Below are 26,869 nucleotides of genomic sequence, written 5' to 3' on the forward strand. Positions count from 1 at the left end.
GGTTTACAAATCCGTGCGCCTGACAGTCATGTCAACTATGACAACGCCGTTACCCCAGCTTGCTAGTCGACCCTTGTCAGCACGACTAGCCGGCGCTGATGGCAGCCAGCGCTTCACGCAGCCATAGCAGCGCAGGATCAGCCTGGTTGCGAGGATGCCAGGCGGCGAACAGGGAAAAATTCTCGGCCTGGAAAGGCAGTTCAAAAGCATCCAGCCTGTCGCGATAGCGCGCAAACAAACGGCTTGGCAAGGTTGCAACATAGTCGCTATTGCACAACAGATCCGGCACCAGCGTGAAATTCTGCACCGATAAACAGACTTCGCGCCGACGGCCCAGCCGCTCCAGGTGTTCATCCATGAAACCGGAAAAGCTGCCGCCGCTGGTCGACACCAGCACGTGCTTCAGGCTGCAGTACTGGTCCATGTCCAGCGGGCCGGCGCCGCGCGGATGCCCTTTCCTTTGCACCATCACAAACCGTTCGTCGTACAGTTTCCTGGCTTTCATCGACGGCGGCACCATGCGCTCGGAACCGAGCAGCAGGTCGATCTCGGCACGCTCCAGCTGCAGCGCCACCTGGCGCTGGTCGGCATTCACAAAAGCGATCTTGATGCCGACGCCGGCCAGCTGCGGCAATTGCTCCATCAGGCGCAGGCCAAGCACCGCCGCCGCATTATCGTTGGCTGCAATCACAAAACGCCGGCTGTCCCGGTAAGGGTCGAACACCGGCCGTTGCCTGACCACCGCCTGCAAATCGTTGAGCGCGGCATGCAGCGGCACGATCAGTCCCAGCGCCCGCGCGCTCGGCGTCATGCCGCGGCCGCTGTCGGCCGGGATCAGCAAGGGATCGTCGAAAATCTTGCGCAGCCACGACAGCTGCGTGGACACCGCCGGCTGGGTCAGGTGCAGCCGCGCCGCGGCCTTGGTCACATTGCACTCTTCCAGCAAGGCGTCGAGCGACACCAGCAGGTTGAGGTCGACACCGCGCAAATCAATCACGTTGATAGGTCCTATGCCATTAATTGATTTCAAATATACGTCCTGACGCTCTAGAGTTCAATCATCGTTCAACCGGAAACCCACAGGAGCTCAATATGAAAGCATGGATGTTCAATCGCGCGGAACTGACGCTGGCGTTGCAAGAAATACCACAACCGGAGCTGCGCGCCGGCGCCGCGCTGCTGCGCATGGAAGCAGTGCCGCTGCTGAGTTATACCCGCGATTACCTGAAGGGCGATTTACCCTACGCCTATCCGCCCGGCACATTCACGCCCGGCACCAATGGCATCGGCCGCATCCTCGCCGTCGGCGCCGGCGTGCAGCAGTTCCGGCCGGGACAACGGGTCGCCATCAATCCCTACTGGATCGCCAACGAGGCAGTGGCCGAACCGCCGCAGGTCCTGATCGGCCTGACCGGCATCAGCCTGGACAGCGCGCAGATGCTCCAGGAATTCCCGCACGGCAGCTTGCGGGAAGTGGCCGACGTCCCCGCATCCACCTTGCTGCCGCTGGATGGGCTCGATCACTTGAGCAGCGAACGGCTGGCTGTATTGGCGAAATTCGTGGTGCCGTTCGGCGGCTTGCGCCGCGGCCGCCTGGCGGCCGGTGAAACGGTGGCCATCAACGGCGCCGGCGGCTATTTTGGGTCGGCGGCGGTGCTGGCCGCATTGGCGCTGGGCGCGGCTAAAGTCATCGCGCTGGGACGCCGCCCCGAAGCGCTCCGGAAACTGGTGGAATTAGGCCGAGGAAGAGTGGTGCCGGTGCTGCTCTCGGGCGACAGCAGCGCCGATACGGCAGGAATCCGGGCCGCAGCCGGCGGCGGCATCGAGATGGCTTTCGACATGGTCGGCAAGGCTGGCGACGCCAACAGTACGCTGGCGCTGTTGCGCAGCTTGCGGCGCGGCGGTCGGCTGGTGCTGATGGGCAGCATGCAAGGTCCCCTGCCGATACCTTATGGCGACATGCTGCTTAACAGCTGGGAACTGATCGGCCATTTCATGTATACGCCGAGCGATTACCTGGCGCTGCTGTCGCTGATCAGGTCCGGACTGTTGTCGTTGGACGACATCGAGGTGAAAAGCTTTACCTTCCCGGACCTGGAGGAAGCCATAGACCATGCTGCCAAAATGCAGGGGTTGCAGGCAACAGTCGCGCTTTTTGCGCAGTGAGATCAATGATCCGGCGCCGGCGATGGTTCAGTTCGCAAGGAATTCACGCCATGGCTCGAAATATTTTTCGCGCCAGCCGAGCTTGACCTCTTCGTAATCCTGGTCCGGCACGTCCAGGTGCACCAGTTCAATCCGTCCATGCTCGCCTTGCGGGTGGAACGACAGGATCAGGATCGAATCCGGATCGTCTTCGGCAAACGCCGGCGAGCGCCAGGTCTGGACAATCAGCCGCGGTTTGACCACCTGCAGCATGACGCCGGTCAGGGTGCCGTCGAAAGCCACGAACTCGGCGCCGGCTTCGGCGCCTATGGTGACCGGCAAGCCGGTGATCGCCTGGTGCAGCACCGGATCGACATACATGTCGAACAAAGCGTCGGGAGTCGCTTTCAAGACCACCGTTTTATAAATCACATTGCGCATGCTGGTTCTTCCTTCGATGCTGTGAATCAACAGGCGCCATGGCAAGCCGGGAAGTCCTGGCGCGGTAAAGAGTTTTCCGAGGCGGCTGCAAGCTGCCCGCAGTCACAAAACCCACCACAAAACTTTACCTCATTTTGCAAAACTCATTTCATTGCACGCCGCATGCCGACATACAGGGCTTCCACCTTTTCGCGCGCCCACGCCGTCTTGCGCAAGAATGTCAGGCTGGACTTGATGCTGGGATCGGCCTTGAAGCAGCGGATGTCTATCCTCTGCGCCAGGCCTTCCCAACCGTAGTGCGCGACCAGTTCGGTCAGCATGGCCTCCAGCGTGACGCCGTGCAGGTGGTTCTGTGTGTGTTGTGTCATGAGCTTCTCGGTCTAATTCAAGCTGCTATTTTACGGGCTCGCCAGGCGATCAGGAGAAACGGCTGTGTGCTGCGTCCGCCTCGTCATTCTGCTCCACAAATCCTAAAACGGTTTTTTGACGGGAAACCTGTCGAAAACTTTCAGTTCCTGTCAGGCATGGCGCAACTTTCCACCTGTTAAAAGTGACAGGTGTTTGTTGGAATATGTTTTCAGAAAAAAATAATTTTCCGGAATACCCGATGCGTGGCGAGGTGCGACCTAGCTATGAGATTTTTTTAAATCGTTTTTTTTCATACGAGCCATGCCAAATTATTGTTCAGAATATCCTGGTGTCGCGCAATCAAATCCAGCACGATGCGAAGTCAAAAAACTTGACTTACGGAAAGCAGAAGCTATGTTAAATACACGTAGATTCGACGGACCGAAAACGACAAACTAGAAATTCCCGGCCCGTGCACGATGCGTTGCAAACGCACGTATCCGTGCACCTGAATCTTGCGGACCACGCCGAATATGCGCGGGTAGACAATTCCAGTTGATCGAGGCAATGCGCGTAGCAATGCGGGAGACGCTTGTGGGCAAACTATTACCTCAGGATTTATCGTGAGCGCGCTTCCCGTGTTCATCGCGTACGTCTATCCCGGCTGGCACGCGTCGCCATTCCGCCCTGGTTTCGAGGAGTGGAAACTGCTCGATCGCTTCCGGCCTTACTACGAAGGACACGTGGCGCCGCCAAGGCCGAAGGCCGGATACTACGACGACTCCCGCCCCGAAACAGCTGAGGCAAGCATGCGCCAGGCCAGCGCTTATGGCATTGCCGGATTCTCTTATTTTGCTTACTACCGGCGCGGCGGCTTCGTCCTCGACGCGCCTGTCGATGCAGCATTCGCGCGCGCCGGAACGGTATCTGCGTTTCAATTATCGCTGACGCTTTGCCTGCGTTTGCCGCATCGCACACTGCCGCTGCCGCTCGATTACCGCCACTGGCGCGATTCCCCTCCGGCCGCGGCCGAACCCTGTCCGCAACCGGATAATTCCAGGCAGACAGAAGTTCGACGGCAGCACACTTTTAGCGAAGTCTCCGAACTCATCGGAGATTCCGAACTGGAAGGCTTCTCGGTTGCTTCATTCCTGCGAATGAAAAACTGCAGATAGCCGCTTATCCACCACATGCGCCGATGACCGGCGAAAAAAGGGAGAAACATCATGTCCGACGACGGCGACTATGGCTCTTGGTTCCACCACGACTGGGTTGAAGATTTGATTGATGTCATCAGGTCCTACGTAGTGGACCCAGTCGACATTACATTCGGCCAGCTGCGCGAACTGGTCGGCGCGGTCACCGAGCTCGACGTAGCCGGCGGCAACGCCGGCAAAGTGACGCTGCGCGCGCTGGAAGCCACCATTCGCAGCCACAACGCAACGTTCCTGCCGGTGTCATCGGTATTCGGCATCGTCGAGCTGTGCAGCAAGCATGCGAAAGCCACCCATGGCCGCAGTTCGGTACTGGACAGCCTGACGATGAACCAGCTGGGCGCCATCATGCGGCCCCAGTTTGCGCGGCTGAAACTGGAAGACCTGGTTGGCGTCGCCAGGCTGGCTTCGCGCCAGGCCCGCCATGTCGACGTCTTCGACCAGGTCACCGTGGAACTGCTGACGCATTCGCTCTCGCACTCGGCCTTGCGCGCATTTACGCTTGCCGAATTGCGAACCACCTTGGAAGGATTGGCGACATCGGGAGTATTCGCGAAGAGCGAGAAGTAATCCCGCCAAGGCGCCGCCATGGACCGGGACAATCCGCACGAGCGGCTCGAGCTGCTCGACTGGCAGAGCATGATTGCGCTATTCGAAGGATGGGCCGAGCGCTACTGCGCGCATCCTTCGTATTTCCGCATCGGCGGCCGGCCGGTGTGCTCGTTCCTGAACCTGGGCGATTTCGTGAATACCTATGGCCTGGACGGATTCCAGCTCATCATCCAGACAGCACGCCAGATCATGCAAAGGCGCCTTGGACAGGACCCTTTTGTCATCGGCGTGTTTGGCGAGGCTACCTTGAAGCACTGCGCGCTGGCGAACCAGACTTCGATCGACGGCGCTACAGGCTACGGACTGCTGCCGGAATGGACCGGCCCGCCGGTGCAGCACTATGGCGAACTGATTCCGCGCAGGGCCGCCGAATGGGCCATGGTGCAGCGTAATCTGCGGGTGCCGTTCTTTCCCGTCGTGTGCGCTGGATGGGATGCCACTGTGCGCGGCGAATGGGCGGCGGACTTGCGCAACTGCCGCGGGTTTCCCTGGCGCCCGGTGGTCGACGGCGTCAACGCCGAATTGTTCGGCCACTTCATCGATGCCGCGGTCGCTTTCAACCTTGCCCACCACCCTGACCTCAACGTGGTCTATGTGCACGCATGGAACGAATGGACGGAATCTTCCGCGATCGAACCGAGCGACCGTTTCGGCGACCAGTTCCTGCGGCAGCTGCAACAGCGGACACGCCTGACGCCGCTCGGACCGGCGTCGAACCTGGCCTTGAATGGCGCCAACCACAGGAACATATCGACATGAAACAACCTACACAATTCATCGCCTATGTCTATCCTGGCTGGCACGCTAATGAATTCCGCGGCGATTTTGACGAATGGAGCCTGTTTGACAGGTTCTCTCCTTATTTTGACGGGCACCAGATGCCGTCGCGCCCTGCTGCCGGATTCTATGACGATAGCCAGCAATCGTGTTCAAGGCGGCAGGTACAGGAAGCCGCCGACGCCGGCATCAATGGCTTCACCTATTTTTTTTATTACGGCAACGACGGCCCGATCATGGCCGGGCCGCTTGACGCTGCCCTCGATGCAGCGGCCGCAGCCGACACTGCAGCCGATACCGCATTCGAAGTCGGAACCACCTGGTGCCTGCGCCTGCCCCACACGAATTTCCCGATTCCGCTGGTTGCCGATGGCATGGGAATCAGCGTCGACCGGATTACAGGAAAGGCCGTGCCGGACAGCGAGTTCACCATCGGCGAACTGGGCCGGGTGCTGGGGCCGAATTGCCTCGACCAGCTTTCGCTCAGCGCCGCCATGCGGCTGACGCAAATCGGACCAAGGCAGAAAAAGAAATAACCGGCCAGGCCAGGCGTTGCGATATCGAAGAAAACGAGGTTTCCATGCTAAATCACCTGATCGTGAAGTACGACACAGAGCGCTATCCTTTTGCGCGCATCGTCGCCAGCCACTTGAGGTGCTCGAACCTCGCCGCCATCCATCATGTCCACCAATATCCGAGATTCGACTGCGCCATTGAACAATCCACCGAGCTGCACCATCGGCTGTATGCGATCGGCAAGGAATTCTTCGATGTCTACGGCCGTTTCATAAGGGACCAGATCGCACCGATGATCGGCGACGAAATCGTGTACCAGGCGCGACCGAACTTCCGCTTTCAGCTGCCCGGAAACGTCGCCGTATCCGGTTTCCATCGCGACCGCGACAACCATCATCACACTGCCGAAATCAATTTCTGGGTGCCGCTCACGCCGGTCTCGGAACACACAGCGGTATGGATCGAATCGAGCGAGGGGAAACAGGATTTCCATCCCTATGTCGCCCAGTACGGCGAGATCCTGGTGTTCGACGGCGCCAACCTCATGCATGGCAATGTCGTCAACGAAAGCCAGGTCACCCGCTTCAGTTTCGACTTCCGCGCAGTGCCGGCGCGCCTGTTCGAGAACACCGGCATGCGCAGCGTGAACACCGAAGTCCCGATGTCTGTCGGCGGCTATTTTGCGCCGCTCGATCTTGCGCCGGCCCATGTTATAGCCGCATCGGATGCGGCCTGCCATGTCGACTAACCCGGCGCCCGTGAACCCGCAGCCGCTGCGCCCCGTCATCCAGCGTTCGGGGCGGCTGAGCATCGGCGCAGTCGATGGTTTCCTCGACGACTGGATCGCGCAGTTTGCTTCGCGCCGGGCGTTTCTCCGGATTGACGGCCGTCCGGTCCTGTCGCTGCTCAACGTTACCGACTTCGACAAGCTCTACGGCACAGACGGATTCCTGTTCCTGCTGCAGTACATCCGCCGCAAGCTGGTTTCCCATTTCGGCGTGAATCCGTTCCTGATCGGCGTCTTTCCGCTCATCGACGAGTACCACACCAGGATTCTCCAGCGCCTGCCGGTAGACGCCGTCACCGGATACGGCATGCTGCCCGATTGGGAAGGGCCGCCGGTGCAATGGTACGGCGAACTCATACCGAAGCGGGTGGCCGAATGGCACCGCCTTCAGCAACGGCTTCGCATCCCGTTCCTGCCTGTGGTCTGCGCCGGCTGGGATGCCACGCTGCGCGGCGCGCCGGTCGCCGACATCCGCCAGGTGCGAGGTTTCCCCTGGCGGCCGATCGTGGCCGGCGTCACGCCGCAGCTGTTCGGCCGTTTCCTGGATGAGGCGATTGCCTTTAACGAGCGCTGGCACCCGGCTCACCGTGTGGTCTTCCTGCATGCCTACAACGAATGGACCGAGGCATCGGCGATCGAACCAAGCGAACGGTTTGGCTCAGGCTTCCTGGAGCAGATTCACGCCAGGTCCAGGCAGCTGGAAGGTGTGCTATGAAACTGCTAATCGCCGGCAAGAGCTTCATCGGCTGCAATAGCTTGCGCCATGCCCGCGACATGCAGGCGATCGGCGCAACCGGCTATACGCTGCTGGCGCTGCCCAATGCCGGCGACGCTGCCGCCTTGAGCTGGGAACCGTCGTTGCGCCGGACTGCGCGCCAGCTTGACGTCAATATCGTCGCCGACATCGCTGCGGCCAGTCTCACTGCCGGCGACATATTCCTGTCGGTCGAATACGATCGCAAGGTCCGCATCGAAGAATTGGGCGGCGCCCGCGCCTACAATCTCCACCTGGCGGCGCTGCCTGGCTATCGCGGCTGCCTCAACAGCAGCTGGCCCTTGCGCAACGGTGAATCGGCCGCAACCGCCACGCTTCACCAGCTGACCGAAAAAATGGATGCGGGACCGGTGATCGCCGCACGTCAGTTCCAGGTTTCACCGTTTCATACCGCCTTCGATTTGTATCTCCTTCTGCAACGCCACGGGTTCGAACTGCTGAAGGAACAATTCGCCGGCATGCTGACCGCCGATCACGTCCTGCAGCCGCAAGCTGCCGGCCAGGCGGTTTTTTATGCGCGCGACTCGATCGATTTCCAGGCCCTGGATGTCGGCGATTTCGAGCGGCCGGCGCGTGTTGTCGATGGCTGGGTCCGCTCCCTGATTTTTCCGCCGCGCCAGTTTCCCCGATTCGGCGGACGCGCCATCCGCGGCTGCGAATGCATTGCCCTGCCGCGCAGAGAGCGGCACCGGCCGGGACAGGTGGCGACCGGCAGCGGCAGCCACGCGGTGATCGCTTGCGCAGATGGTTATGTACGCTTCGAATTCGAGGGAGGCTGGCAATGAACATCGCTTCGGCAAAGATCGTCATGCCGGCAGAGGATATCGACGAAATCACCAGAAACATCCGCCTGATTCTCGAAAGCGGGCGGCTCATCCTCGGGCCTTACACCGAGGCTTTCGAACAGGCTCTGTCCAGCATGCATGGCGGCGCGCACGCAATCGCCGTCAGCAACGGCACCGGCGCACTGGAAATCGTCTTGCGCGCGCTGGACGTGCAGGGAAGACAGGTGGTGGTTCCTGCCAATACTTTTTTTGCAACAGCCGCCGCCGCGCTGCATGCCGGCGCCAGCCTGCGGTTTGCCGACGTCGGCGCACAGACCATGATGCTCACCCTGGCCAGCGTCGAACGCGCCGTGACGACCGATACCGCGGCGGTGGTCATGGTGCATATCGGCGGCGCCATTTCGCCGGAACTGGGTGCGATCAAAGCATTTTGCGAGGCGCGCAGCATACACTTGGTTGAGGATGCAGCGCACGCCCTGGGATCGACTTATCAGGGACGGGCGGCAGGAACGCTCGGCGCAGCAGGTTCATTCTCGTTCTATCCGACCAAGATCGTCACTTGCTGCGAAGGCGGCGCCATCGTCACACGCGATGCAGCGATCGCGCGCGAAGCCGTCATCCTTCGCGACCAGGGCAAACAGGCTTTTGCCGAGAACTGCCACATCCGGCTTGGCTATAACTGGCGCCTGAGCGAAATGCATGCGGCGGTCGGCCTGGTCCAGCTGCGGCGGCTGCAGCAATTCATCGCGGCAAAACGCGCTGTCGCCGCAAGATACGACCAGCGCATCGCTGTCCTCGACGGCGTCACGCCGGTCCTGGAAGCAGCCAGCGTACGTTCCAACTACCATAAATATGTCGTGCTGCTCGATGCCGGCTGCGACAGGACGATGCTGCGCTCCATGATGCAGGAGACGGCGGGCATCCAGCTTGGAACCGGCGTCTACGATGTACCGCTCCACCTGCAGCCGGTTTTTTCCGGCATGGACAACACCAGCCTGCAGGTGGCGGAAGATGTTTGCGCCCGCCACGTCTGCCTGCCGATTCATTCCGACATGACACTGGCAGACGCAGACTGTGTCATAACTGCGCTGGCCGCCTGCCTGGCCCGCTTGCGCAAAACCGCGGCGCCATTTGTCCGCGAAGGCGAGCTGCAATGAAAATGCGGACGCGCCATGGATAGGCACGCTGCGCTGCCTCGCATGCGCCCACCTTCGCCACCCGCATGGAGCGACTCCCTGCTGACGGTAGGTGTCACCGGGACTAACGGCAAGACGTCGACTACCGGCATGGTGGCGAACGCGCTTGGCTGCCTGCAACAGCCGGTGGCTCGCATCACCAGCATCGGCGCCTACCTCGGCAGCGAGCGCATGGATGTGCCGCGCAGCTACGCCGGCCTGATAGAGACGATGCGCGCGGTCTTGCAGCGCGGCGGCCGTTATGCCGCGCTTGAGCTGGCCAGCTGGTCATTGGCCCAGGGGTTCGTGCAAGCCTGGCCGTGCCAGGTTGGCGTCTTTACCAACCTGACTCCCGAACATATGGATATACACGGCTCGATGGAAAACTACCTGGCCGCCAAGACGCAGCTATTCATCAATCTGCCGGAGACGGGAATCGCCGTGCTCAACGGCTGCGATCCGGCATCGGAAGCCATCGCAGCTGTCACGCCGGCCGGAACGCGGATCATTTATTACGGCGCTGCATCGCGCGGCCAGCCATGGCACGCGCTGGACATTATCGCGGACGAGGTAGCCGTGAGCTGGACCGGCACCCGCCTGCGCTTGTCGGCAGCCGCCGGCCTCGGTCCGGTGCCGCTGGAACTGACGCTGCGGGCGATTGGTGAAATTTATGCGGAAAATGCGCTAGCCGCACTGGCCGCGGCGATCGGCGCTGGCGTTCCGGCGCAGCTGGCAGCCGATGCCATTGCGGCCACTGCGCCGCCTCCGGGCCGTTTCGAAATACTCGGGCAAGCGCCATGGATCGTGCTGGATTATGCTCACACGCCTGACGCCATCTGCCGCACGCTTGCCACGGCGCGCCGATTGAGCCACGGCTGCATATCGATCGTCTTCGGCGCCGGCGGCGACCGCGACCGGCCCAAGCGGAAACTGATGGGCCAGGCGGCCATGGCGGCCGACCGCGTGTTCCTTACCAGCGACAATCCGCGCAACGAAGATCCGCTGGCCATCATCGAAGATATCCGGCTTGGGCTGCAAGGGCATCGGGAGGTCAGCGTCAATCCCGATCGCCGGCAGGCCATCATCGCGGCACTTGAAGCGGCCTCGGGCGACGATGTCGTCGTGCTCGCCGGCCGCGGCCCGGAGACGCACCAATGCGTGCGGGACGCCTGGCATCCCATGTGCGACGCCGATATCGTCCGGGAAATCATCGGCGGCGCAGCGATGGTTCACGAAGGATGGACATGATGGCTCCAAAAAAAATATTGCTGGTCAACGGCTGCAGCCACACCGCGGGGTCGGAAATCGATACGCTTGGCGTGGCGCCGCACGGCTATTCGCCGGAAAAAGCATTCGGCGCCCGCCTTGCCGATGCAATGGGTTGCGACGATTACGTCAACATTGCGATGCCCGGGGGTTCCAACGAACGGATCACGCGCACCACGATCGACTGGATAGGTAAATATCATAAGCCGGCGGACCAGCTGTTCGTGGTGATCATGTGGACCGGCCGCGACCGCTTCGAACTCTACGACGACCGCAACCGGATCTGGCTCAGCCTGTGTCCGGGCGTGGAACGCTCCAGGTGGTTCGCCGACTTCACTTATGCGGTCCAGCAATACTTCAAGTTCCACATGCTGGTGCGCACCAGCGACGTTCAGACTTACTCGCGGCTCTGGGCCGAAGTCATCATGATGCAAAGCTACCTGAAGATCAACCACATCAATTACATGTTCTGCAACGCCTACCAGGGCCTTCCTGAAACCCAGGAATATGCCGGCTTCCGCAGCCAGGTCGATCTTGCAGCCTACTACCAGCCATTCGAAGACAGCACCGGTTTTGTGCAGATCCTGACGCAGCAAGGATTCAAGACGCGCGCCGGCGACAATGTGCATTTTGGCGAAGACGGGCACCGTTACTGGGCCGGCGTCTTGCACGCCTTTATTCAAGACAGGAGACTGGCATGATGAAATATCTCAAGCACCTGCTGCAACGCTGGAGCACCGCGCGGGCGTACAAGAAAAAAATGCGCGCCATCAGGAAGCGCGATCCCTACATTTACAAATAACTGCAGCCGCCATGATTTCCTGGGGCATCTCTGCCCGCAGCCATGACGCGGCATTGGCGGTATTTGCCGACGGCGCGCTGGTATTTGCAGCGCACGCGGAACGTTATTCCAAAATCAAGAATGACTGCGAGCTTGCTCCCGGCCTGATTGCGGATGCGCTTGCCTATGGCGAACCCGGGCAGATCGTCTGGTACGAACGGCCCTGGCTGAAGAAAACCAGGCAGGTGCTGGCGGGGCAATGGCAGGAAATCCGAGAGACGGAAAATATCGCTCGCTACCTGTCCAGGTACTTGCAGGTCTCCCGTCCTGTTTCATTCGTCAGTCATCACCTGAGCCACGCGGCAGCCGGATATTACACATCGCCGTTCCGCGATGCGACGATCATCGTGCTTGACGCCATCGGCGAATGGCAAACCTTTACCATCTGGGAAGCGGCTGGAACCCAGCTCAAGCTCCGCTTCAGCCAGCGCTACCCGCATTCGGTCGGCCTCTGGTATTCCGCCATGACTCAGCGCTGCGGCTTCAAGCCGAACGAAGAAGAGTACATCCTGATGGGCCTGTCGGCCTTCGGCGACCCGCTGAAATATTACGACAGGATCAAGGCCGATTTTTTTGTGTGGCGGCAGGACCATCCGTCGGTCCGGCTGCGCCACAACCTGCATCGCGGCTGCAGATGGTGGGCGCCGGATATCACGGACGTCGAAAACATCGCCGCTGCGACCCAAAGAATCTATGATGACATCCTGCTGCACGCATCGCGCTTTGCGGGCCAGGCCCTGCCGAGCAGGAACCTGGTGCTGATGGGCGGCTGCGCCCTCAACTGCGTAGCCAACCGGCGCCTGGCGGATAGCGGCGACTGGGACGACATATGGGTGATGCCCTGCCCTGGCGATGCCGGCAGTAGCATAGGCTGCGTGCTGGCTACCATGAAGGAATTCGTGCACTGGCCTGGACCGTTTCTCGGACACTGTATCGACGGTTCCTACCCCGTCGCACAGGCCCTGCGGCGCCTGACTGCCGGCGAAGTCGTCGGCATCGCCAACGGCCGGGCCGAATTCGGCCCGCGTGCGCTGGGTAATCGCAGCCTGCTGGCCGATCCACGGATAGCCGACAGCCAGTCGAAGGTCAACGCCATCAAGCAACGGGAAAAGTTCAGACCGTTCGCGCCGGCCATCATGGCTGAAATGGCGGCAGATTATTTCGACATGGGCCTGCCTTCCAGCCCCTACATGCAGTTTACCGCCAGGTGCAAACAGCCTGAACAGTTTCCAGGCATTGTCCACGTCGACGGCACCTCGCGCGTGCAGACCGTGACGGCAGCGGACAATCCTGGATTCTACGCATTGCTGCGTGAATTCCACGACGCCACAGGCTGCCCCATGCTGCTCAATACAAGCCTGAATGTAAAAGGTGAACCGCTCGTCAACGACAGGCAGGATGCCGCCCGCTTTGCCATCACCTATGGAGTGCCGGTGTTCTGCGATGGAACAGAAGAAAAGCCAGGCCCGCCGGTGACAGCGAGCCGGTCAGACCCGGCTCTTCTCTTTTCATTCAACCGCTAAAACCGCACCAGGACCGCCGGCGTTACTGGCCTGCCTTGTAAAAAGCCGTCACCGCATCGGCCAGCAGCTTGTGCGTATGCGTGGTCGGATGCAGGGTATCCCAGAACACAAAGCTGTCCGGATTGCTGCACTGGGAACGCGCGGTCTGCGTGCTCAGGTAGTTGGTGCTGGAATCGGTGTTGATGTTCAGGCAGGACTGGCTGGTATTGCTGACCTGGTATTTGGCCGGGTTGGCCAGCAGGTCGTTGAACAGCGCATAACTGTCGAACAGGCGGATATGCAGGCTGGCGCCGTATTGCGCCTGCAAGGAAGCGACCAGCGCCGCCAGCCGTGTGTTCAGGTCGATCACCTGCGCCGCTACCGCCGGACCGTTGGTCTTGATGGTAAACACAGGCGCCTTGGAGACATCGGGCAGCTTGAGCAGCAGGATATTCCTGGCGCCGGCCTGGATCAGGCTTTGCAAGGCCTGGCTCTGGCCGCTGATCACCTGGTCGACCGTGCTGTTGTAATTGACCAGGTCGTTGCCGCCGATGAGCATGGTAAACAAGGTGTTTTGCGGCTGGTAATTCTGCGCCTTCTGCATGTACTCGGTGTACGACTGCACTTGCTGGATCACGCCCGGAATCACCAGGTTCTGGGTACTCACGCCGGCGCCGCCGATAGCCCAGTTATACAAGGGAAGCTGCAGGTTGTCGGCCAGGTATTCGACCCAGTTCTTGCCATTGCTGAAACGGCCCAGGAACCAGCTGCCGGAATTCGGCAGTTTCCATTGCGAGGCGTTGTAGACGTTCTGGGTATCGGACAAGCTGTCGCCGAACGCGACGATCTTGTTGATGCCGCCCTGGACCACGCTGTCGTTGGTCCACACGGTGTAGTTGAACGACAGCGCATTGTCGGCGGCCGCCACCATCGCCACCGGCTGGCTGATGCCCTTGGCGCTCAGCGTGCTTTGGCATACCGATTGCAGCGTATCCTGCGCGACATCGCTGTAAAACATGTTTTCCCAGTTGAGCAGGCCGCCGGCCCACCAGTAGCCGTTGATACGGTAATAATCGCCGCTGGACGGATCCAGCCCCCAGACATAGGTAGTGGTTGGCTTGGCCGGATTGCTGCCGGTGCGGTACCAGCAGCGCAAATAAGTGTAAGTACTGGTGCTGGCCGCCGCGGTCGCAGCCATGCTGCGCGCGGCAGGCTTTTGCGCCTGCTGTTTCAGGAGCTGCTCTTTGGAGAGCGGCCCGGACGACGATAACCGGTGGGTATAAGCAGGATCGGGTTTTGCATCGGATTGGACTTCTGCCACGGCTAGATTCGAACACAAAGCACAAAGTAAAAACAGAGTTTTCATTATTGGTTTCCTTGTTGTCTCGTTAGTCTCTGGATCACGGGAACAGCGCTTGCCATCGATAGCAAAATGCCATCATTGATATGGCCGCGACAATATTGACACAAGGAAATAATATGCAGGTGACATTAAGATGACGGCCGGCGCTTTCCGATGTTTACCTCTAATTCCGGGTTACCCACAGAAAGTGTGGACAGTCCTGTTGATAACTCCCGTGTGTTTTAGCTATGTGACTGATATGTATAGGTTTTTCATCGCTGCACAGAGTTGTCGCGCAGTGCTTTAAGAATCGTTTAATTCAATCCGGCTAAACTGTCGTCATTTCCGCTATGTTGCGAAGGAGCCGGGCCCATGCGTTTGCTGTTGGTGGAAGACGATCTGATGGTGGGCGAAGCCGTGCGCAAGGGATTGCGCCAGGACGGTTTCGCCGTCGACTGGGTGCAGGACGGCGCCGCGGCGCTCAGCGCGCTGGCGCAGGAAGATTACCAGTTGCTGCTGCTCGATCTCGGCCTGCCGAAAAAGAACGGCCTGGAAGTGCTGAAATCGCTGCGCGCCGGCGGCAACCGCATCCCGGTACTGATCCTGACCGCCCGCGACTCCATCTCGGACCGGGTCGCCGGCCTCGACGGCGGCGCCGACGACTACCTGGTCAAGCCGTTCGACCTGGAAGAACTGGCGGCCCGCATCCGCGCCCTGCTGCGGCGCCAGTCGGGACGCGCCGAACCGCTGATCGAACTGGGCCAACTGACGCTCAACCCGGCCACCCATGAAGTTTTGCTGGAAGGCCGCCAGGTGAACCTGTCGGCGCGCGAATTCGCCTTGCTGCGCGCCTTCCTCGATCGCCCCGGCGTAGTGCTGTCGCGCGCGCAGCTGGAAGAAAAAATGTACGGCTGGGACGACAGCATCGAAAGCAATGCGGTCGAGGTCTACATCCACGCCTTGCGCAAAAAACTCGGCAGCAACTTCATCAAGAATGTGCGCGGCATCGGTTACATGGTGGCCAAATGAAATCGGCGCCGTCGATACGCAGGAGCTTGCTGCTGTGGCTGGCGCTCGGCCTGAGCGGCGCCATCCTGGTGGCCGGCATCGCCCTGTATTTCCAGGCGCGCGGCGAAGCCAACGAACTGTTCGATTACCAGATGCGGCAGATCGTCGCGTCCCTGCCGCGCCAGGCGTTTTCGCCGATGATAGAGAATGGCGACGGCGGCCCCGAGCTGGACGACCAGATCATGATCCAGATCTGGGACAACACCGGCGTCGTCATCTACCACTCGCATGGACAGGCCCGCCTGCCGCTGCAAGCCGAACTGGGATTCACCAACGTCCGCCAGACCAATGGCCTGTGGCGCGTCTACAGCGCGCAGATCGGCAATACCGTGGTGCAGATCGCGCAGCCGCAAAGCGCCCGCAACCAGATCGCCGCGCAGATGGCAGTCAAGACCGTCACCCCCCTGCTGCTGCTGTTTCCGCTGCTGGGCGTGCTGATCTGGGTCGCCGTCAGCCGCGGGCTGGCGCCGATCAGGCGCGTGGCGATGGAAGTCCAGGCACGCAGCATGCACGATATGCATGCCCTGTCGCCGATCCCCGACGCCACCCTGCCAGGAGAAATTCAACCCCTGACCCGGGCTCTCAACGATTTGCTGGCGCGCCTGGGACAATCGATCAAGGCGCAACGCGCCTTCGTCGCCGACGCCGCGCACGAACTGCGCACGCCGCTGACTGCCCTGCGCCTGCAAGTCCAGCTGGCGGAACGCGCCGCCGACGAGAACGAGCGGCAAGCGGCTTTCGGCGACCTGAAACAAGGTCTGGAACGCGCCACCCACTTGCTGCAGCAACTGCTGACGCTGGCGCGCCAGGAACCCGGCGCCTTCGATCAAGCCCATGCCGAACTCGACTTGCGCGCACTGCTGCACAGCGTGATCGGTGACTTCGCACTGGCGGCTCACGAACGCCAGGTCGACCTCGGCATCAGCACCGAGACGCCGGCCAGCGTAACCGGCAATGCCGACGCCTTGCGCATCCTGTTCAACAACCTGATCGACAACGCCTTGCAGTACAGCCCTGCCGGCAGCACCATCGACGTCTCGCTGGCCGCCGGCGCCGCCGGTGTCACCGTAGCCGTGCAAGACGGCGGCCCGGCATTCCCGAGGCCGACCTGGAACGCGTGTTCGATCGTTTCTACCGCGCCGCCGACAGCCAGTCGCAAACGCGCGGCAGCGGCCTCGGCCTGGCGATCGTCAAGCAGATCGCCGACGCCCACCAGGCCAGCGTCAGCCTGCAAAATACCGGGCATGGGCTGCGCGCCAGCGTGCGTTTCGGCGTCTGACGAGCTCTTTAAGCTATTGCTCAAACACCCTCATCAGCAGTATTTTTTTGACAATTTAAAACTACAATAATGTAACTACATATTTGGAGTTACAATTGTTTTCATGGGATGATGAAAAAAACGAGAGTAACCAGCGCAAACATGGCCTCAATTTTGAGGCCGCGACACATGTCTTTGACGACCCTTTGCATATCACCAGGCAAGATCGCGTCGAAAACAACGAACAGCGATGGCAGACCATCGGCATGGTCAGCGGCGTCATCTTGTTGTTGGTTGCCCATACCTGGCATGAAGCAGAAAGCGGCTCAGAACATATTCGCATCATCTCGGCGCGGCGCGCGACAAAACTGGAAAGGAAAATCTATGAGCAAGGTACCTGAATCTATCCGCAAGGAACTGGCAGCATTGGCCGCCAAACCAGAGAGCGATATCGATTTCTCCGACCTCCCCGCCACCACCAAACAGGATTGGCAAGGCGCAGTCCGCGGGAAATTCTATCGCCCTGTCAAACAGCAGTTGACGGTACGCATTGATGCCGATGTCGTGGGGTGGCTCAAGGAAGAAGGAAAAGGTTACCAAAGCCGCATGAACGATATCTTGCGGGCAGCCATGCTGGACAAGGTTCGCCACCGGTGATTGATCCGTGATCTGAAACAAGCGCCTGGTTTACTGTTTAAGTTTGCTTTAATTTTTCGTATTTATGCTGTGTGCTAGTTCTAGTCCATCTGCAAGGAGCACAGCATGAATCGTCAGACCTTTACCCGCAGCACCATTGCCATCGCCGTCCTGGTGGTGGCCGGCGGCGCCTACCTGCATTCGAAGAACGGCGATATCGGCATCGACAACGCCAATGCAGCGATCGTCGCTCCTGTCCCTGCAGCCCCGGCGGCGAGCAATACCGCGCCGGCAGTTGCGGTGGCCACCGATTTTTCCGGCATCGTCGAACGCGCCGGGCCGGCCGTGGTGAATATCAGCGTCACCGGCAAGGCAAAACAGAGTGCGGTGTCCGACCAGGACGATGAACTCGATCCGAACGATCCTTTCTCCCAATTCTTCAAGCGCTTCGGCCCGCAGCTGCAAATCCCGCGCCATCCGCAGATCATGCGCGGCGAAGGCTCCGGCTTCATCATCAGCGCCGACGGCCTGATCCTGACCAACGCCCACGTGGTCGAGGGCGCCTCGGAAGTGACGGTCAAGCTGACCGATCGCCGCGAATTCAGGGCCAAGGTATTGGGCTCCGACAAACAGAGCGACATCGCCGTGATACGGATAGACGCCAAGAACCTGCCGATCGTGCAGATCGGCAATCCGGCGCTGACCAGGGTCGGCGAACCGGTGCTGGCGATAGGCTCGCCTTACGGCTTCGAAAATACCGCCACCGCCGGCATCGTCAGCGCCAAGTCGCGCTCCTTGCCGGACGATACCTACGTGCCGTTCATCCAGACCGACGTCGCCGTCAATCCCGGCAACTCGGGCGGTCCGCTGTTCAATATCAAAGGCGAAGTAATCGGCATCAATTCGCAGATCTACAGCCAGACCGGCGGTTACCAGGGCCTGTCGTTTGCGATTCCTATCGATGTCGCGACCAAGGTCGAGCAGCAGCTGGTCAAGCACGGCAAGGTCACACGCAGCCATCTCGGCGTCAGCGTGCAAGAGGTGAACCAGGCGCTGGCCGAATCGTTCGGCTTGAAGAGCGCCGCCGGCGCGCTGGTCAGTTCGGTCGACAAGGGCAGTCCGGCTGACAAGGGCGGCCTGCAGACCGGCGACGTGATCCTGCGCTTCAACGGCCAGCCGATCAGCCATTCGTCCGACCTGCCGAGCCTGGTGGCCGACACCGCGCCGGGCACCGCCAGCACGATTGAAGTGGTGCGCAACGGCCAGCCCAAGACGCTGACCGTCAAGCCGACCGAGGCGGAAGCGGTGAAAACCGCCAGCAACGACGAAGGCGCCGGTTCGCAGGCGCGGCTGGGACTGGCGCTGCGCCAGCTCAGCCCGGACGAACAGCAGCAGGTCGGAATCCACGGCGGGCTGGTGGTGGAAGATGCTTCCGGACCGTCGGCGCTGGCTGGCATCCAGCGCGGCGACGTGATCCTGTCGCTCAACGGCAAGCCGGTCAACAGCGTCGAGCAGTTGCGCCAGCTGGTGAGCAAGGCCGGCAAGAACGTGGCGCTGCTGGTGCAGCGTGACAAGGACAAGATCTTCGTCCCGCTCAACCTGGGCTAAGGCCGCAACCTCAGGATGTAAAACGATGATCAAGCTGGCCAACAACAATCTGTCGCAACACATCCTGCCCTCTTCCGCCACGATGATCGGCGTCTGCATCACCGCGCTGTCGATCATCAAGCTGGCGCGCTTCAGCGGGCTGGCGCTTTGGCTAAGCCACCTGCTGGCGCTCAACAGCCTGGTGTTCCTGACCAGCGGCGTGCTGTCGTATGCCTCCATGCGTTCCAGCCGCAACACGCGCCTGGAGCAATACGCCGATATCGCCTTCATCTTTGGCCTGACCCTGCTCAGCCTGTCTACCGTCTTCATGGCGGTGGTGATTGACTGAATTTTCATTCCCGTCAAAGTTACCCACAGAAACTGTGGACAGTCCTGTTGATAACTCTTGTGCGTTTCAGCTATGTGCTTGATCTATATGCATTTTTCATCTGTGCTCATTGTCGTGCGAGCAGTGCCGCTGAAATAGCGCCTGATGCTGCCTGGCTGCGGCAACATCGTGGCGCCGCAAAATTCCATTTCTGAATGAATGCTCGGTTCGCAGCTTGCACTGAACCTGCATTGGCTGTTTGCGCTCAAACAAGCCCGGCCGCATGCCTGCCGAATAAAGGAATTGCGATTTCCACAAGTAAAACCGCCTCTTCAAATATAATTCAAAAAAAATCCGCAAACTGTCGATCTCGCCGTTTCCCGCTCGACTAGTTAGCAGATCCGGGAATTAATCGGCGGCAGCCGCCGGCCCGGCCCCAACCTTAAACCGAACGGAGATATCAAAATGCGATTCATGATCATACGCAAGGCGGACAAGAATACAGAAGCCGGCACCATGCCCAGCACCGAACTGCTGGCCGCCATGATGAAATACAACGAAGAAATGGTGAATGCCGGCGTAATGCAGGCCGGCGAAGGCTTGCAGCCTAGCGGCAAGGGCGCTCGCATCAGTTTTGCGGGAGGCAAACCGACCGTGTTCGACGGCCCCTTCGCCGAAACCAAGGAACTGATCGCCGGCTTTACCATGATTCAGGTGAAGTCGAAACAGGAAGCCATCGAATGGGTCAAGCGCTGGCCGGCCCTGGATGGCGACGGCGCCGTCGAGCTCGAACTGCGCCAGGTATTCGAGGCAGAGGATTTCGGCGCCGAATTCACGCCGGAACTCCGGGAAACCGAAGAACGCCTGCGCCGCCAAAGTGCCGGCGCCTGAGTTGCCGCGCCATCCCGACACCATCAGGAGATCTGCATGATCAAGAAAATTGCTATCGTTATCGTCGTCGCACTGGCCGCCGTCCTTGGTTATGCAGCGACCAAGCCCGATACATTCCGCGTCCAGCGCACGATCTCGATCAAGGCGCCGCCGGAAAAAATCCTGGCGCAGGTCAACAACTTCCACGACTGGAGCAACTGGTCGCCTTACGAAAAAATGGATCCGGCGATGAAGCGGACTTTCAGCGGCGCCGCTAGCGGCCCGGGTGCGGTGTATGCCTGGGACGGCAATGGCGACGCCGGCGCCGGACGCATGGAGATCAAGGAAGCGTCGCCGTCGAAAACCGTCATCAAGCTCGATTTCAGCAAACCGTTTGAAGCCAGCAATGTCGCCGAGTTCAGCGTCGACACCCAGGGCGACAGCAGCAACGTCACCTGGGCCATGTATGGACCCGCGCCTTATGTCAGCAAGGTGATGGGCTTGTTTTTCAATATGGACAGCATGATCGGCAAGGATTTCGAAGCCGGCCTTGCCAACCTGAAGGCCGTCGCCGAGAAATAAACGACGGTCACCCTGGCGCCATGCACGCAAGCAGGCGTGGCGCTGTTTTCATTATCCATCGCAGGAACAGAGGAGAACAACATGCTATTGAATCCCTATCTGAATTTCGACGGCCAGTGCGACGCCGCCTTCAAGTTCTACCAGCAGATCCTGGGCGGAAAAATCGCCTTGAGAGTGACCAATGCCGATACGCCGATGGCGGAAAAGACGCCGCCGGACCAGCAAGGCCGGATCGCGCACATACGCCTGGAAGTCGATGGCGGGGTCTTGATGGGCTCGGACTGTCCCACCGAGTATTTTGAGAAAGCGCAAGGCATAGTCCTGTCGCTGGTGTTCGACAAGATTGCGGATGGCGAACGGGTCTTCAATGCCCTGGCAAAAAACGGCACGATCAAGATGCCGTTCGAGAAAACCTTCTGGGCTGAGCGTTTCGGCATGCTGGAAGACCAGTTCGGCACGCCATGGATGGTCAATTGCGAGAAAGCTGCCTGACCGATAGTTGCAAGGTAGCGCTGGCGCGCCGCCAAAGCAGTGCGCCAGCCGATGTCTTTAGAGCAGCGCCAGCTTGACCACCGTCACGCGATCTATGAAAAACTCGCCGTCGACGCACTTGCGGTGCGGCACGCCGGCCACCTTGAATCCAGGCCCGCCTTCGGCAGCCCAGATTTTGGCGACCGTGTCGAAATCTTCCAGCTCCAATCCGAGCAGCGGCGCCGACAGCACGAATTGTGCCCCTTCCTTTTGCCTTGCCAACACTTCTTCAATCGTCTTTGCCATGGTTTCAACCTGATATATCGGGGTTATTCATTATCTGCGCAGTGCCAGGGATCCGGCGCCTCAGCCATCGCCCAGCAATTCGCGCGGCAGTTCGTAGGTTTCCTTGATCGCCTGCAGTACGATATTGGAGCGGATATCTTGCACGCCCGGTATTTTATATAACTTCTCCAGTACAAAAGCGGAATAGTGCTTCAGGTTGCGCGCCTTCACTCGCAGCAGGTAGTTGGCATCGCCGGTGATGATGTAGGAACCGACCACTTCCGGATAATCCTGCAACGCCTGCATGAAGTTCTCATGCCAGCTCTCGACATCGCGCCGCATCGTCACCTGCACGAACACATCCAGCTCCAGCCCCAGTTTTTCCGGACTCAGCACGGCGCTGTAGCGGCTGATGATGCCTGTCTCTTCCAGGATGCGGACGCGGCGCAGGCAGGATGAGGGTGACAGGAATACCTGCTCCGCCAGGTCCTGGTTGCTGATCCGGCCATTCTGCTGCAGGAGGGTCAGAATGTTTAAATCGATGGTATCGAGCTGCATTGAAATTATCTTTCAATAATAATTATATATCCTTCATTTTATTCTAATTAATACATAAATTTTCCACTAATTTCGTATAAAAATTCTGGCAAGCTCGCCTAAAATAGTTGCTCGGATTCAGCACCGGGGAACGCCATCGCCACTTCAAAACCTATCTGGGACATCAGCCCAGCCCTGTCCGCACGGATCCCCGTGTGGCCGGGCGACACCGCCTATAGCGCGCAAGCCACCTGGGAAATCGGCGACAACTGCCCGGTGCATGTCAGCCAGATCACGCTTTCCACCCATACCGGCGCCCACTGCGACGCGCCCAGTCATTACGATGCACAGGGCCTGTCTATCGACCAGGTCGCCCTGGATGCTTATATCGGCCCCTGCCGCGTCATTCATTGCATAGGCGCTGCGCTGGTCACGCCGCAGCACATTGCCCACGCCCTGGCCAACCTTCCGCCGCGCGTACTGTTGCGCACTTACGCCAGCGCGCCGCAAGAACAATGGGATCCGGCGTTTGCAGCGGTAGCGCCGGAGACCATCGCGCTGCTGGCGCAACACGGGGTGCGCCTGGTCGGCATCGATACGCCGTCGCTCGATCCGCAGAAATCCAAGACCATGCTGGCGCACCACGCCATCAGGCAACACGGCATGGCAATACTGGAGGGCATCGTGCTCGATGCAATTGACGACGGCGACTACGAGCTGATTGCCCTGCCCCTGCGCCTGGCCGGCATGGACGCCAGTCCGGTGCGGGCGGTTTTGCGCCCTCTTTCACCTTCAGGAACTCCCCCATGACAAACAGTAGCCGTGCAGCTTGCCAAGCCCTGGATGCAGACGATCCGCTGGCGCCGCTGCGAACCTTGTTCGACCTGCCGCCAGGCGTGATTTACCTGGACGGCAATTCGCTGGGCGCGCGCCCGCACGCAGCGCTGCAGCGTGCGCAGCAAGTGATCCAGCAGGAATGGGGACACGACCTGATCCGCAGCTGGAACAAGGCTGGCTGGTTCGACCTGCCGAGCCGGCTGGGCAACAAGCTGGCGCCGCTGATCGGCGCCGGCGAAAATGAAGTGGTGATCACGGATTCCACTTCCATCAACCTGTTCAAGCTGCTGGCCGGCGCCTTGCAGATCCAGGCCGGCAAAACCGATGGCGCCAGCCGCAAGGTGATCGTCACCGAACGCGACAATTTCCCGACCGACATCTACATGGCGCAAGGCCTGACCGAATGGCTGGACCGCGGCTACCGCATTCACCTGGTCGACACGCCGCAAGAGCTTGCCACGGCAGTAAACGCGGAAACCGCGGTCCTCATGCTGACCCACGTCAACTACCGCAGCGGCCACCTGCACGACATGCAAGCCATCTCCAAAAGCGCTCAGGAACAAGGCGCGCTGGTGCTGTGGGACCTGGCGCATTCGGCCGGCGCCGTGCCGATCGACCTGCACGCGGCAAATGCCGACTTTGCCGTCGGCTGCACCTACAAATACATCAACGGCGGCCCCGGCGCGCCGGCCTTCGCCTGGATCGCGCCGCGCCACCACGCGCAGTTCCGGCAGCCGCTGAGCGGCTGGTGGAGCCACCAGGCGCCGTTCACCATGCAGCCCGCATTTGCTCCCGGCGAAGGCATACGCCGCGCACTGTGCGGCACCCAGCCGGTGGTGTCGCTGGCGCTGGTGGAATGCGGCCTCGACATTTTCGCTCAAACCGACATGCACGCCCTGCGCCGCAAATCGCTGGCGCTGACCGACCTGTTCATCGCCCTGGTCGAAAGCCGCTGCGCCGGCCTCGGCCTGACGCTGGTGACCCCGCGCCCGCACGAGCAGCGCGGCAGCCACGTCAGCTTCACCCACGTGCACGGCTACGCCGTCATGCGCGAGCTGATCGCGCACGGCGTCATCGGCGATTACCGCGAACCGCAGGTGATGCGCTTCGGCTTCACGCCGCTGTATACCCAATTCACCGATGTCTGGGATGCCGTCAGCATCCTGCGCCGGATCCTGGCCGACCAGGATTATGAAATCGATGCGCAGCGGGAAGCTGTCACCTAACTACGCAGGAGCCACGCAATGGAATGCCCTTACAAGCCCAACGAATCATGGCATGGCGCAAAAATGGAATTCGGCGAGAACATGAGTTACGGCGATTACCTGGCGCTGGACCAGGTATTGTCGGCGCAACGGCCGCTCTCGCCCAACCACAATGAAATGCTGTTCATCATCCAGCACCAGACCAGCGAGCTATGGATGAAGCTGATGCTGCATGAACTGCACGCGGTGCGCGCGCAGATGCGCAGCAACGACTTGTCGCCCGCATTCAAGATGATGGCCAGGGTAGCGCGCATCATGGACCAGCTGGTGCACGCCTGGGATGTGCTGGCGACCATGACACCGCCGGAATACACCGCGATCCGCCCCTATCTCGGCCAGTCGTCCGGTTTCCAGTCGTTCCAGTACCGGGAGATCGAATTCCTGCTGGGGAACAAGAACGCCGCCTTATTGCAGGTTCACCAGCATTCGCCGGAATCGTATGCGCGGCTGCAGGATGCCTTGCAGCAGCCGTCGATCTATGACGAAGCAGTGATGCTGCTGGCACGCGCCGGCCTGGCGGTCGATCCGGCCCGCCTGCGCCGTGACTGGAGCCAGGCCACCGCCGCCGACCACTCGGTGGAAACGGCCTGGCTGGCGGTATACCAGGCGCCCGATACGCATTGGGAGTTATACGAGCTGGCCGAAAAACTGGTCGATCTCGAAACCGCGTTCCGCTACTGGCGCTTCCGCCACCTGACCACGGTGGAGCGCATCATCGGCTTCAAGAAAGGCACCGGCGGCACCGAAGGCGCCAGCTACCTGAAAATGATGCTGGACGTGGTGCTGTTCCCGGAATTGTTTTCGCTGCGGACTTCGCTCTGAACTAGCGCAGGCTACGTCCCCGCGTTGCGCTTTGCCACACGCGCCCGCACGTCTTGCACATCGGCCGGATCGCAGCGCAGTTCCAGCAGCTGGTTGACCGCAATCTCGTCGGCCAGCGAAGTCGCCGTCACTTTGGCGCCGAAAAAATCGGCGTCCAGTCCGAGCGCATTGCAGATGCGTTTGCGGCCTGCTTCATCCTGCGGCAACTGCAGGACCACTGTCAGGAAGTTTGCCGCTGCGCTGTCCTGCGCTTCGTCCGGCAAAAGCTGACGGACCGCAGCCGGCTCCGGCGCAGCTTGCGCTGGAAACCGTATTTGCTGTTCCTCGGCGATTTCATCCACCGTCACCAGCACGCTGCTATGCGGCCCGGCCATTTCTTGACGCCGCCGATTACAGCCGGCGCGCCGCCGTTGACTTCGTATTCGGTCTCGGAAATCTTCTCATAGTGAAACGGCTCCCAGGCCGGATCGCCATGCTTGCGCATCGCCACTGCCTCCAGCACCTGGCTGGCCGGCGCTCCGTTGCCCAGCATGCCGACCGCGCTCAGTCCGGTATCGGCTGTTGTATCTTCCATCTCGATTGCCTCGCTTGTTCAAAAAGGATTACTGACCTTCACCACCGGAGCGGTGGCCAAGGTCTCTGGCAAGCTCCGCGACTCCAGTTCCTCCACCACCCGGTTGAGCAGCGACTGCAACGTCTTGGCTTGCTCCAGTCCACGCTGGTCCAAGGTCAGGTCGAGATCGCCGAACAGGCTGACCCGGTCCAGGCGATTCTCGACATTCAGCTTGCCGATGGTAAGAGTCGAGCTCTCGTCCGAGAACGGGATAAATTTAGACATGCGACCATCCTTTATGGATCAGGTTTGTGATGAAATTCAGGAACATTTTCAAGCCGTCGTTGAATAGCCTGGACAGTAAATCCGCTTCGATCTTCTTGACCTGGGCCGCCGGCTCTTCTCTTTTTTCGGGAGCATTCCTGCCGCCGTGCTGGCCTGCAACCGGCAATGCCATCGCCACGTCCTTGATGCGCTTCGGCACGCCAGGCAACAGATCGATGCGCAAAGTGCTTTCCAGCTGCGTCACCGACAAGGCCTGGTAACGGGAAGTGTCTTCGTTCTTGATGAAGTAGGCGGCGGCCTGCTGTCTTCTCGGACTATAGACCACTTTATAGATATAAGTCGGCACCAGCACATTGCCGATCTTTTGCAGGTCCTGGCCGAGGAACGCCGGCCCGGTAATCACGTACAGCTCGCCGTCTTTCTCAGCCAGGCGCCGCACCGCGCTTTCGATATCGGCCCAGACATGGTGGTTGTTCTGCGGATTCTGCGGAATCATGTTGGCCAGGCTGAAACTTTCATATTGCGAAGTGCGGTTCGCCATGTCGCCGTTGGGGCTCATGTGGCCGCGGTCGAAACCGGAGCGTGCATAGTCTTTCAGCTCGGCGCGGCCGCTGATCAGCAGGCCGGGTTCGGGATGAAATGAATTTTCGCGCGACAATGTGCGGGCGGCATCGATATTGCTGCGCGTCAGATGCTCGGCCGACCATAAAGGCGTGCGCGTAACGCCTGAATGCATGACGGCAAAAGCCTGGTAACACAACTCCTGGGTCTGGCGCGCCAGCTTGTCGTTAAGGATTTCAGGGGCGCGGCCGGCAGCGTAATGCGAGGGACAATCTGTGGCAAAAACCGTAGAACTGAAAAAGAAAAGCAGGAAGAAGATACGTAGCTTGTGCGGCATTACTCACCAAAAACTGTATAAATACCCAGTATAAGGTTTAACTTAAATCGCTCCAAGCACT

At 60.2% G+C, this 26,869-nt stretch carries 33 protein-coding genes and 1 pseudogene; 24 read left to right on the forward strand and 10 right to left on the reverse strand.

Annotated features, from left to right (window positions below; genetic code table 11):
• Positions 1–85 precede the first annotated feature (85 nt).
• Positions 86–1,030: a LysR family transcriptional regulator gene (locus CFter6_RS18795; RefSeq protein ID WP_082814865.1), complete on the reverse strand. Its 945-nt coding sequence runs from the start codon at positions 1,028–1,030 to the stop codon at positions 86–88.
• Between the two features lie 62 nt (positions 1,031–1,092).
• Here CFter6_RS18795 and CFter6_RS18800 point away from each other — a divergent pair, with 62 nt between their 5' ends.
• On the forward strand, positions 1,093–2,166 hold the full coding sequence (locus tag CFter6_RS18800) for a zinc-binding dehydrogenase (RefSeq protein ID WP_061541210.1): 1,074 nt from the start codon (positions 1,093–1,095) through the stop codon (positions 2,164–2,166).
• A gap of 27 nt (positions 2,167–2,193) precedes the next feature.
• Here CFter6_RS18800 and CFter6_RS18805 read toward each other — a convergent pair whose 3' ends face one another.
• Both CFter6_RS18805 and CFter6_RS18810 read right to left on the reverse strand, forming a co-directional pair.
• On the reverse strand, positions 2,194–2,586 hold the full coding sequence (locus tag CFter6_RS18805; protein ID WP_061541211.1) for an SRPBCC domain-containing protein: 393 nt from the start codon (positions 2,584–2,586) through the stop codon (positions 2,194–2,196).
• 143 nt (positions 2,587–2,729) lie between these two features.
• Entirely contained in the window at positions 2,730–2,954 is a 225-nt protein-coding gene (locus CFter6_RS18810; RefSeq protein WP_061541212.1) for a VF530 family protein, read from the reverse strand.
• A 603-nt stretch (positions 2,955–3,557) separates the two neighbouring features.
• On the opposite strand from CFter6_RS18810, the gene CFter6_RS18815 reads away from it, so the two are divergent.
• The 11 genes from CFter6_RS18815 to CFter6_RS18865 all read left to right on the forward strand — a co-directional run bounded on the left by CFter6_RS18815 (position 3,558) and on the right by CFter6_RS18865 (position 13,205).
• Positions 3,558–4,109, forward strand: a complete 552-nt coding sequence (locus tag CFter6_RS18815; protein ID WP_061541213.1) for a glycoside hydrolase family 99-like domain-containing protein — start codon at positions 3,558–3,560, stop codon at positions 4,107–4,109.
• Positions 4,110–4,160: 51 nt separating this feature from the next.
• A complete protein-coding gene (locus tag CFter6_RS18820; RefSeq protein WP_061541214.1) occupies positions 4,161–4,718 on the forward strand; it encodes a hypothetical protein in 558 nt (185 codons plus the stop codon).
• Positions 4,719–4,736: 18 nt separating this feature from the next.
• On the forward strand, positions 4,737–5,519 hold the full coding sequence (locus tag CFter6_RS18825) for a glycoside hydrolase family 99-like domain-containing protein (protein WP_061541215.1): 783 nt from the start codon (positions 4,737–4,739) through the stop codon (positions 5,517–5,519).
• Positions 5,516–6,073 carry a glycoside hydrolase family 99-like domain-containing protein gene (locus CFter6_RS18830; RefSeq protein ID WP_061541216.1) on the forward strand — a complete coding sequence of 186 codons (558 nt, stop codon included), beginning with the start codon at positions 5,516–5,518 and terminating at the stop codon, positions 6,071–6,073. The genes CFter6_RS18825 and CFter6_RS18830 overlap by 4 nt, the downstream gene beginning before the upstream one ends.
• Positions 6,074–6,117: 44 nt before the next feature.
• Positions 6,118–6,801, forward strand: coding sequence for a phytanoyl-CoA dioxygenase family protein (locus CFter6_RS18835; protein ID WP_061541217.1), 684 nt, complete (start codon positions 6,118–6,120; stop codon positions 6,799–6,801).
• A complete protein-coding gene (locus tag CFter6_RS18840; RefSeq protein WP_167351417.1) occupies positions 6,791–7,555 on the forward strand; it encodes a glycoside hydrolase family 99-like domain-containing protein in 765 nt (254 codons plus the stop codon). The genes CFter6_RS18835 and CFter6_RS18840 overlap by 11 nt, the downstream gene beginning before the upstream one ends.
• On the forward strand, positions 7,552–8,400 hold the full coding sequence (locus CFter6_RS18845; RefSeq protein WP_061541219.1) for a formyltransferase family protein: 849 nt from the start codon (positions 7,552–7,554) through the stop codon (positions 8,398–8,400). Before CFter6_RS18840 ends, CFter6_RS18845 begins: the two co-directional genes overlap by 4 nt.
• A complete protein-coding gene (locus tag CFter6_RS18850; RefSeq protein WP_061541220.1) occupies positions 8,397–9,557 on the forward strand; it encodes a DegT/DnrJ/EryC1/StrS family aminotransferase in 1,161 nt (386 codons plus the stop codon). The genes CFter6_RS18845 and CFter6_RS18850 overlap by 4 nt, the downstream gene beginning before the upstream one ends.
• 15 nt (positions 9,558–9,572) lie before the next feature.
• Positions 9,573–10,823, forward strand: a complete 1,251-nt coding sequence (locus CFter6_RS18855) for a Mur ligase family protein (protein WP_082814868.1) — start codon at positions 9,573–9,575, stop codon at positions 10,821–10,823.
• Positions 10,820–11,542, forward strand: a complete 723-nt coding sequence (locus tag CFter6_RS18860; RefSeq protein ID WP_150118813.1) for a DUF6071 family protein — start codon at positions 10,820–10,822, stop codon at positions 11,540–11,542. Before CFter6_RS18855 ends, CFter6_RS18860 begins: the two co-directional genes overlap by 4 nt.
• 112 nt (positions 11,543–11,654) lie before the next feature.
• A complete protein-coding gene (locus CFter6_RS18865) occupies positions 11,655–13,205 on the forward strand; it encodes a carbamoyltransferase family protein (protein WP_061541223.1) in 1,551 nt (516 codons plus the stop codon).
• 22 nt (positions 13,206–13,227) lie between these two features.
• On the opposite strand, the gene CFter6_RS18870 is transcribed toward CFter6_RS18865, so the two are convergent.
• The gene (locus tag CFter6_RS18870; RefSeq protein WP_061542468.1) at positions 13,228–14,505 is read right to left on the reverse strand and encodes an SGNH/GDSL hydrolase family protein; all 1,278 of its coding nucleotides are present in this window, start codon (positions 14,503–14,505) and stop codon (positions 13,228–13,230) included.
• A 393-nt stretch (positions 14,506–14,898) separates the two neighbouring features.
• On the opposite strand from CFter6_RS18870, the gene CFter6_RS18875 reads away from it, so the two are divergent.
• The 9 genes and pseudogenes from CFter6_RS18875 to CFter6_RS18915 all read left to right on the forward strand — a co-directional run bounded on the left by CFter6_RS18875 (position 14,899) and on the right by CFter6_RS18915 (position 21,347).
• The gene (locus tag CFter6_RS18875) at positions 14,899–15,555 is read left to right on the forward strand and encodes a response regulator (protein ID WP_061541224.1); all 657 of its coding nucleotides are present in this window, start codon (positions 14,899–14,901) and stop codon (positions 15,553–15,555) included.
• Positions 15,552–16,873 (forward strand): annotated as a pseudogene (locus CFter6_RS18880) (sensor histidine kinase). Before CFter6_RS18875 ends, CFter6_RS18880 begins: the two are co-directional and overlap by 4 nt.
• Before the next feature lie 95 nt (positions 16,874–16,968).
• On the forward strand, positions 16,969–17,253 hold the full coding sequence (locus CFter6_RS18885; RefSeq protein ID WP_417924778.1) for a BrnT family toxin: 285 nt from the start codon (positions 16,969–16,971) through the stop codon (positions 17,251–17,253).
• Positions 17,237–17,509 (forward strand): BrnA antitoxin family protein, encoded by a 273-nt coding sequence (locus CFter6_RS18890; RefSeq protein WP_061541226.1) that lies wholly within the window; start codon positions 17,237–17,239, stop codon positions 17,507–17,509. Before CFter6_RS18885 ends, CFter6_RS18890 begins: the two co-directional genes overlap by 17 nt.
• A gap of 105 nt (positions 17,510–17,614) precedes the next feature.
• The gene (locus tag CFter6_RS18895) at positions 17,615–19,096 is read left to right on the forward strand and encodes a DegQ family serine endoprotease (RefSeq protein WP_061541227.1); all 1,482 of its coding nucleotides are present in this window, start codon (positions 17,615–17,617) and stop codon (positions 19,094–19,096) included.
• Between the two features lie 25 nt (positions 19,097–19,121).
• Positions 19,122–19,424: a hypothetical protein gene (locus CFter6_RS18900; RefSeq protein WP_061541228.1), complete on the forward strand. Its 303-nt coding sequence runs from the start codon at positions 19,122–19,124 to the stop codon at positions 19,422–19,424.
• Positions 19,425–19,868: 444 nt separating this feature from the next.
• Complete coding sequence (locus tag CFter6_RS18905) at positions 19,869–20,294, forward strand: YciI family protein (RefSeq protein WP_061541229.1); 426 nt, start codon at positions 19,869–19,871, stop codon at positions 20,292–20,294.
• Between the two features lie 36 nt (positions 20,295–20,330).
• Positions 20,331–20,855, forward strand: a complete 525-nt coding sequence (locus tag CFter6_RS18910; protein WP_061541230.1) for an SRPBCC family protein — start codon at positions 20,331–20,333, stop codon at positions 20,853–20,855.
• Between the two features lie 81 nt (positions 20,856–20,936).
• Positions 20,937–21,347, forward strand: a complete 411-nt coding sequence (locus CFter6_RS18915; protein WP_061541231.1) for a VOC family protein — start codon at positions 20,937–20,939, stop codon at positions 21,345–21,347.
• A 57-nt stretch (positions 21,348–21,404) separates the two neighbouring features.
• On the opposite strand, the gene CFter6_RS18920 is transcribed toward CFter6_RS18915, so the two are convergent.
• Together CFter6_RS18920 and CFter6_RS18925 are read right to left on the reverse strand one after the other, a co-directional pair.
• Complete coding sequence (locus CFter6_RS18920) at positions 21,405–21,632, reverse strand: hypothetical protein (protein ID WP_061541232.1); 228 nt, start codon at positions 21,630–21,632, stop codon at positions 21,405–21,407.
• 60 nt (positions 21,633–21,692) lie between these two features.
• Entirely contained in the window at positions 21,693–22,169 is a 477-nt protein-coding gene (locus CFter6_RS18925) for an Lrp/AsnC family transcriptional regulator (RefSeq protein ID WP_061541233.1), read from the reverse strand.
• 135 nt (positions 22,170–22,304) lie between these two features.
• On the opposite strand from CFter6_RS18925, the gene kynB reads away from it, so the two are divergent.
• The 3 genes from kynB to kynA are packed head-to-tail and all read left to right on the forward strand — an operon-like array spanning position 22,305 to position 25,072.
• On the forward strand, positions 22,305–22,958 hold the full coding sequence (kynB, locus tag CFter6_RS18930; RefSeq protein ID WP_061541234.1) for an arylformamidase: 654 nt from the start codon (positions 22,305–22,307) through the stop codon (positions 22,956–22,958).
• The gene (gene kynU / locus CFter6_RS18935) at positions 22,955–24,211 is read left to right on the forward strand and encodes a kynureninase (RefSeq protein ID WP_061541235.1); all 1,257 of its coding nucleotides are present in this window, start codon (positions 22,955–22,957) and stop codon (positions 24,209–24,211) included. The genes kynB and kynU overlap by 4 nt, the downstream gene beginning before the upstream one ends.
• Positions 24,212–24,229: 18 nt before the next feature.
• Entirely contained in the window at positions 24,230–25,072 is an 843-nt protein-coding gene (kynA, locus tag CFter6_RS18940) for a tryptophan 2,3-dioxygenase (RefSeq protein ID WP_061541236.1), read from the forward strand.
• Positions 25,073–25,083: 11 nt separating this feature from the next.
• On the opposite strand, the gene CFter6_RS18945 is transcribed toward kynA, so the two are convergent.
• Genes CFter6_RS18945 through CFter6_RS18960 form a run of 4 tightly spaced genes read right to left on the reverse strand, consistent with a single transcriptional unit; the run spans position 25,084 to position 26,808 of the window.
• Positions 25,084–25,446 carry a hypothetical protein gene (locus CFter6_RS18945; RefSeq protein WP_061541237.1) on the reverse strand — a complete coding sequence of 121 codons (363 nt, stop codon included), beginning with the start codon at positions 25,444–25,446 and terminating at the stop codon, positions 25,084–25,086.
• A complete protein-coding gene (locus CFter6_RS18950; RefSeq protein ID WP_061541238.1) occupies positions 25,416–25,646 on the reverse strand; it encodes a hypothetical protein in 231 nt (76 codons plus the stop codon). Before CFter6_RS18950 ends, CFter6_RS18945 begins: the two co-directional genes overlap by 31 nt.
• A gap of 18 nt (positions 25,647–25,664) precedes the next feature.
• A complete protein-coding gene (locus tag CFter6_RS18955) occupies positions 25,665–25,910 on the reverse strand; it encodes a hypothetical protein (protein ID WP_061541239.1) in 246 nt (81 codons plus the stop codon).
• Positions 25,903–26,808, reverse strand: a complete 906-nt coding sequence (locus CFter6_RS18960; protein WP_061541240.1) for a DNA/RNA non-specific endonuclease — start codon at positions 26,806–26,808, stop codon at positions 25,903–25,905. Before CFter6_RS18960 ends, CFter6_RS18955 begins: the two co-directional genes overlap by 8 nt.
• Between the last annotated feature and the right edge of the window lie 61 nt (positions 26,809–26,869).

The sequence above is a fragment of the Collimonas fungivorans genome, from assembly GCF_001584145.1.
Taxonomy (GTDB): Bacteria; Pseudomonadota; Gammaproteobacteria; order Burkholderiales; family Burkholderiaceae_D; genus Collimonas; species Collimonas fungivorans.

Bases quoted from the DNA above. Each gene is read 5' to 3' on its own strand.
- CFter6_RS18895 (WP_061541227.1), top strand. From the start codon at position 17,615: ATGAATCGTCAGACCTTTACCCGCAGCACCATTGCCATCGCCGTCCTG.
- CFter6_RS18835 (WP_061541217.1), top strand. From the start codon at position 6,118: ATGCTAAATCACCTGATCGTGAAGTACGACACAGAGCGCTATCCTTTT.
- CFter6_RS18845 (WP_061541219.1), top strand. From the start codon at position 7,552: ATGAAACTGCTAATCGCCGGCAAGAGCTTCATCGGCTGCAATAGCTTG.
- CFter6_RS18820 (WP_061541214.1), top strand. From the start codon at position 4,161: ATGTCCGACGACGGCGACTATGGCTCTTGGTTCCACCACGACTGGGTT.
- CFter6_RS18950 (WP_061541238.1), bottom strand. From the start codon at position 25,646: ATGGAAGATACAACAGCCGATACCGGACTGAGCGCGGTCGGCATGCTG.
- CFter6_RS18890 (WP_061541226.1), top strand. From the start codon at position 17,237: ATGAGCAAGGTACCTGAATCTATCCGCAAGGAACTGGCAGCATTGGCC.
- kynA (WP_061541236.1), top strand. From the start codon at position 24,230: ATGGAATGCCCTTACAAGCCCAACGAATCATGGCATGGCGCAAAAATG.
- CFter6_RS18920 (WP_061541232.1), bottom strand. From the start codon at position 21,632: ATGGCAAAGACGATTGAAGAAGTGTTGGCAAGGCAAAAGGAAGGGGCA.
- CFter6_RS18960 (WP_061541240.1), bottom strand. From the start codon at position 26,808: ATGCCGCACAAGCTACGTATCTTCTTCCTGCTTTTCTTTTTCAGTTCT.
- CFter6_RS18860 (WP_150118813.1), top strand. From the start codon at position 10,820: ATGATGGCTCCAAAAAAAATATTGCTGGTCAACGGCTGCAGCCACACC.
- CFter6_RS18910 (WP_061541230.1), top strand. From the start codon at position 20,331: ATGATCAAGAAAATTGCTATCGTTATCGTCGTCGCACTGGCCGCCGTC.
- CFter6_RS18900 (WP_061541228.1), top strand. From the start codon at position 19,122: ATGATCAAGCTGGCCAACAACAATCTGTCGCAACACATCCTGCCCTCT.
- kynU (WP_061541235.1), top strand. From the start codon at position 22,955: ATGACAAACAGTAGCCGTGCAGCTTGCCAAGCCCTGGATGCAGACGAT.
- CFter6_RS18915 (WP_061541231.1), top strand. From the start codon at position 20,937: ATGCTATTGAATCCCTATCTGAATTTCGACGGCCAGTGCGACGCCGCC.
- CFter6_RS18855 (WP_082814868.1), top strand. From the start codon at position 9,573: ATGGATAGGCACGCTGCGCTGCCTCGCATGCGCCCACCTTCGCCACCC.
- CFter6_RS18800 (WP_061541210.1), top strand. From the start codon at position 1,093: ATGAAAGCATGGATGTTCAATCGCGCGGAACTGACGCTGGCGTTGCAA.
- CFter6_RS18840 (WP_167351417.1), top strand. From the start codon at position 6,791: ATGTCGACTAACCCGGCGCCCGTGAACCCGCAGCCGCTGCGCCCCGTC.
- CFter6_RS18825 (WP_061541215.1), top strand. From the start codon at position 4,737: ATGGACCGGGACAATCCGCACGAGCGGCTCGAGCTGCTCGACTGGCAG.
- CFter6_RS18810 (WP_061541212.1), bottom strand. From the start codon at position 2,954: ATGACACAACACACACAGAACCACCTGCACGGCGTCACGCTGGAGGCC.
- CFter6_RS18850 (WP_061541220.1), top strand. From the start codon at position 8,397: ATGAACATCGCTTCGGCAAAGATCGTCATGCCGGCAGAGGATATCGAC.
- CFter6_RS18925 (WP_061541233.1), bottom strand. From the start codon at position 22,169: ATGCAGCTCGATACCATCGATTTAAACATTCTGACCCTCCTGCAGCAG.
- CFter6_RS18875 (WP_061541224.1), top strand. From the start codon at position 14,899: ATGCGTTTGCTGTTGGTGGAAGACGATCTGATGGTGGGCGAAGCCGTG.
- CFter6_RS18805 (WP_061541211.1), bottom strand. From the start codon at position 2,586: ATGCGCAATGTGATTTATAAAACGGTGGTCTTGAAAGCGACTCCCGAC.
- CFter6_RS18865 (WP_061541223.1), top strand. From the start codon at position 11,655: ATGATTTCCTGGGGCATCTCTGCCCGCAGCCATGACGCGGCATTGGCG.
- CFter6_RS18905 (WP_061541229.1), top strand. From the start codon at position 19,869: ATGCGATTCATGATCATACGCAAGGCGGACAAGAATACAGAAGCCGGC.
- CFter6_RS18830 (WP_061541216.1), top strand. From the start codon at position 5,516: ATGAAACAACCTACACAATTCATCGCCTATGTCTATCCTGGCTGGCAC.
- CFter6_RS18945 (WP_061541237.1), bottom strand. From the start codon at position 25,446: ATGGCCGGGCCGCATAGCAGCGTGCTGGTGACGGTGGATGAAATCGCC.
- CFter6_RS18955 (WP_061541239.1), bottom strand. From the start codon at position 25,910: ATGTCTAAATTTATCCCGTTCTCGGACGAGAGCTCGACTCTTACCATC.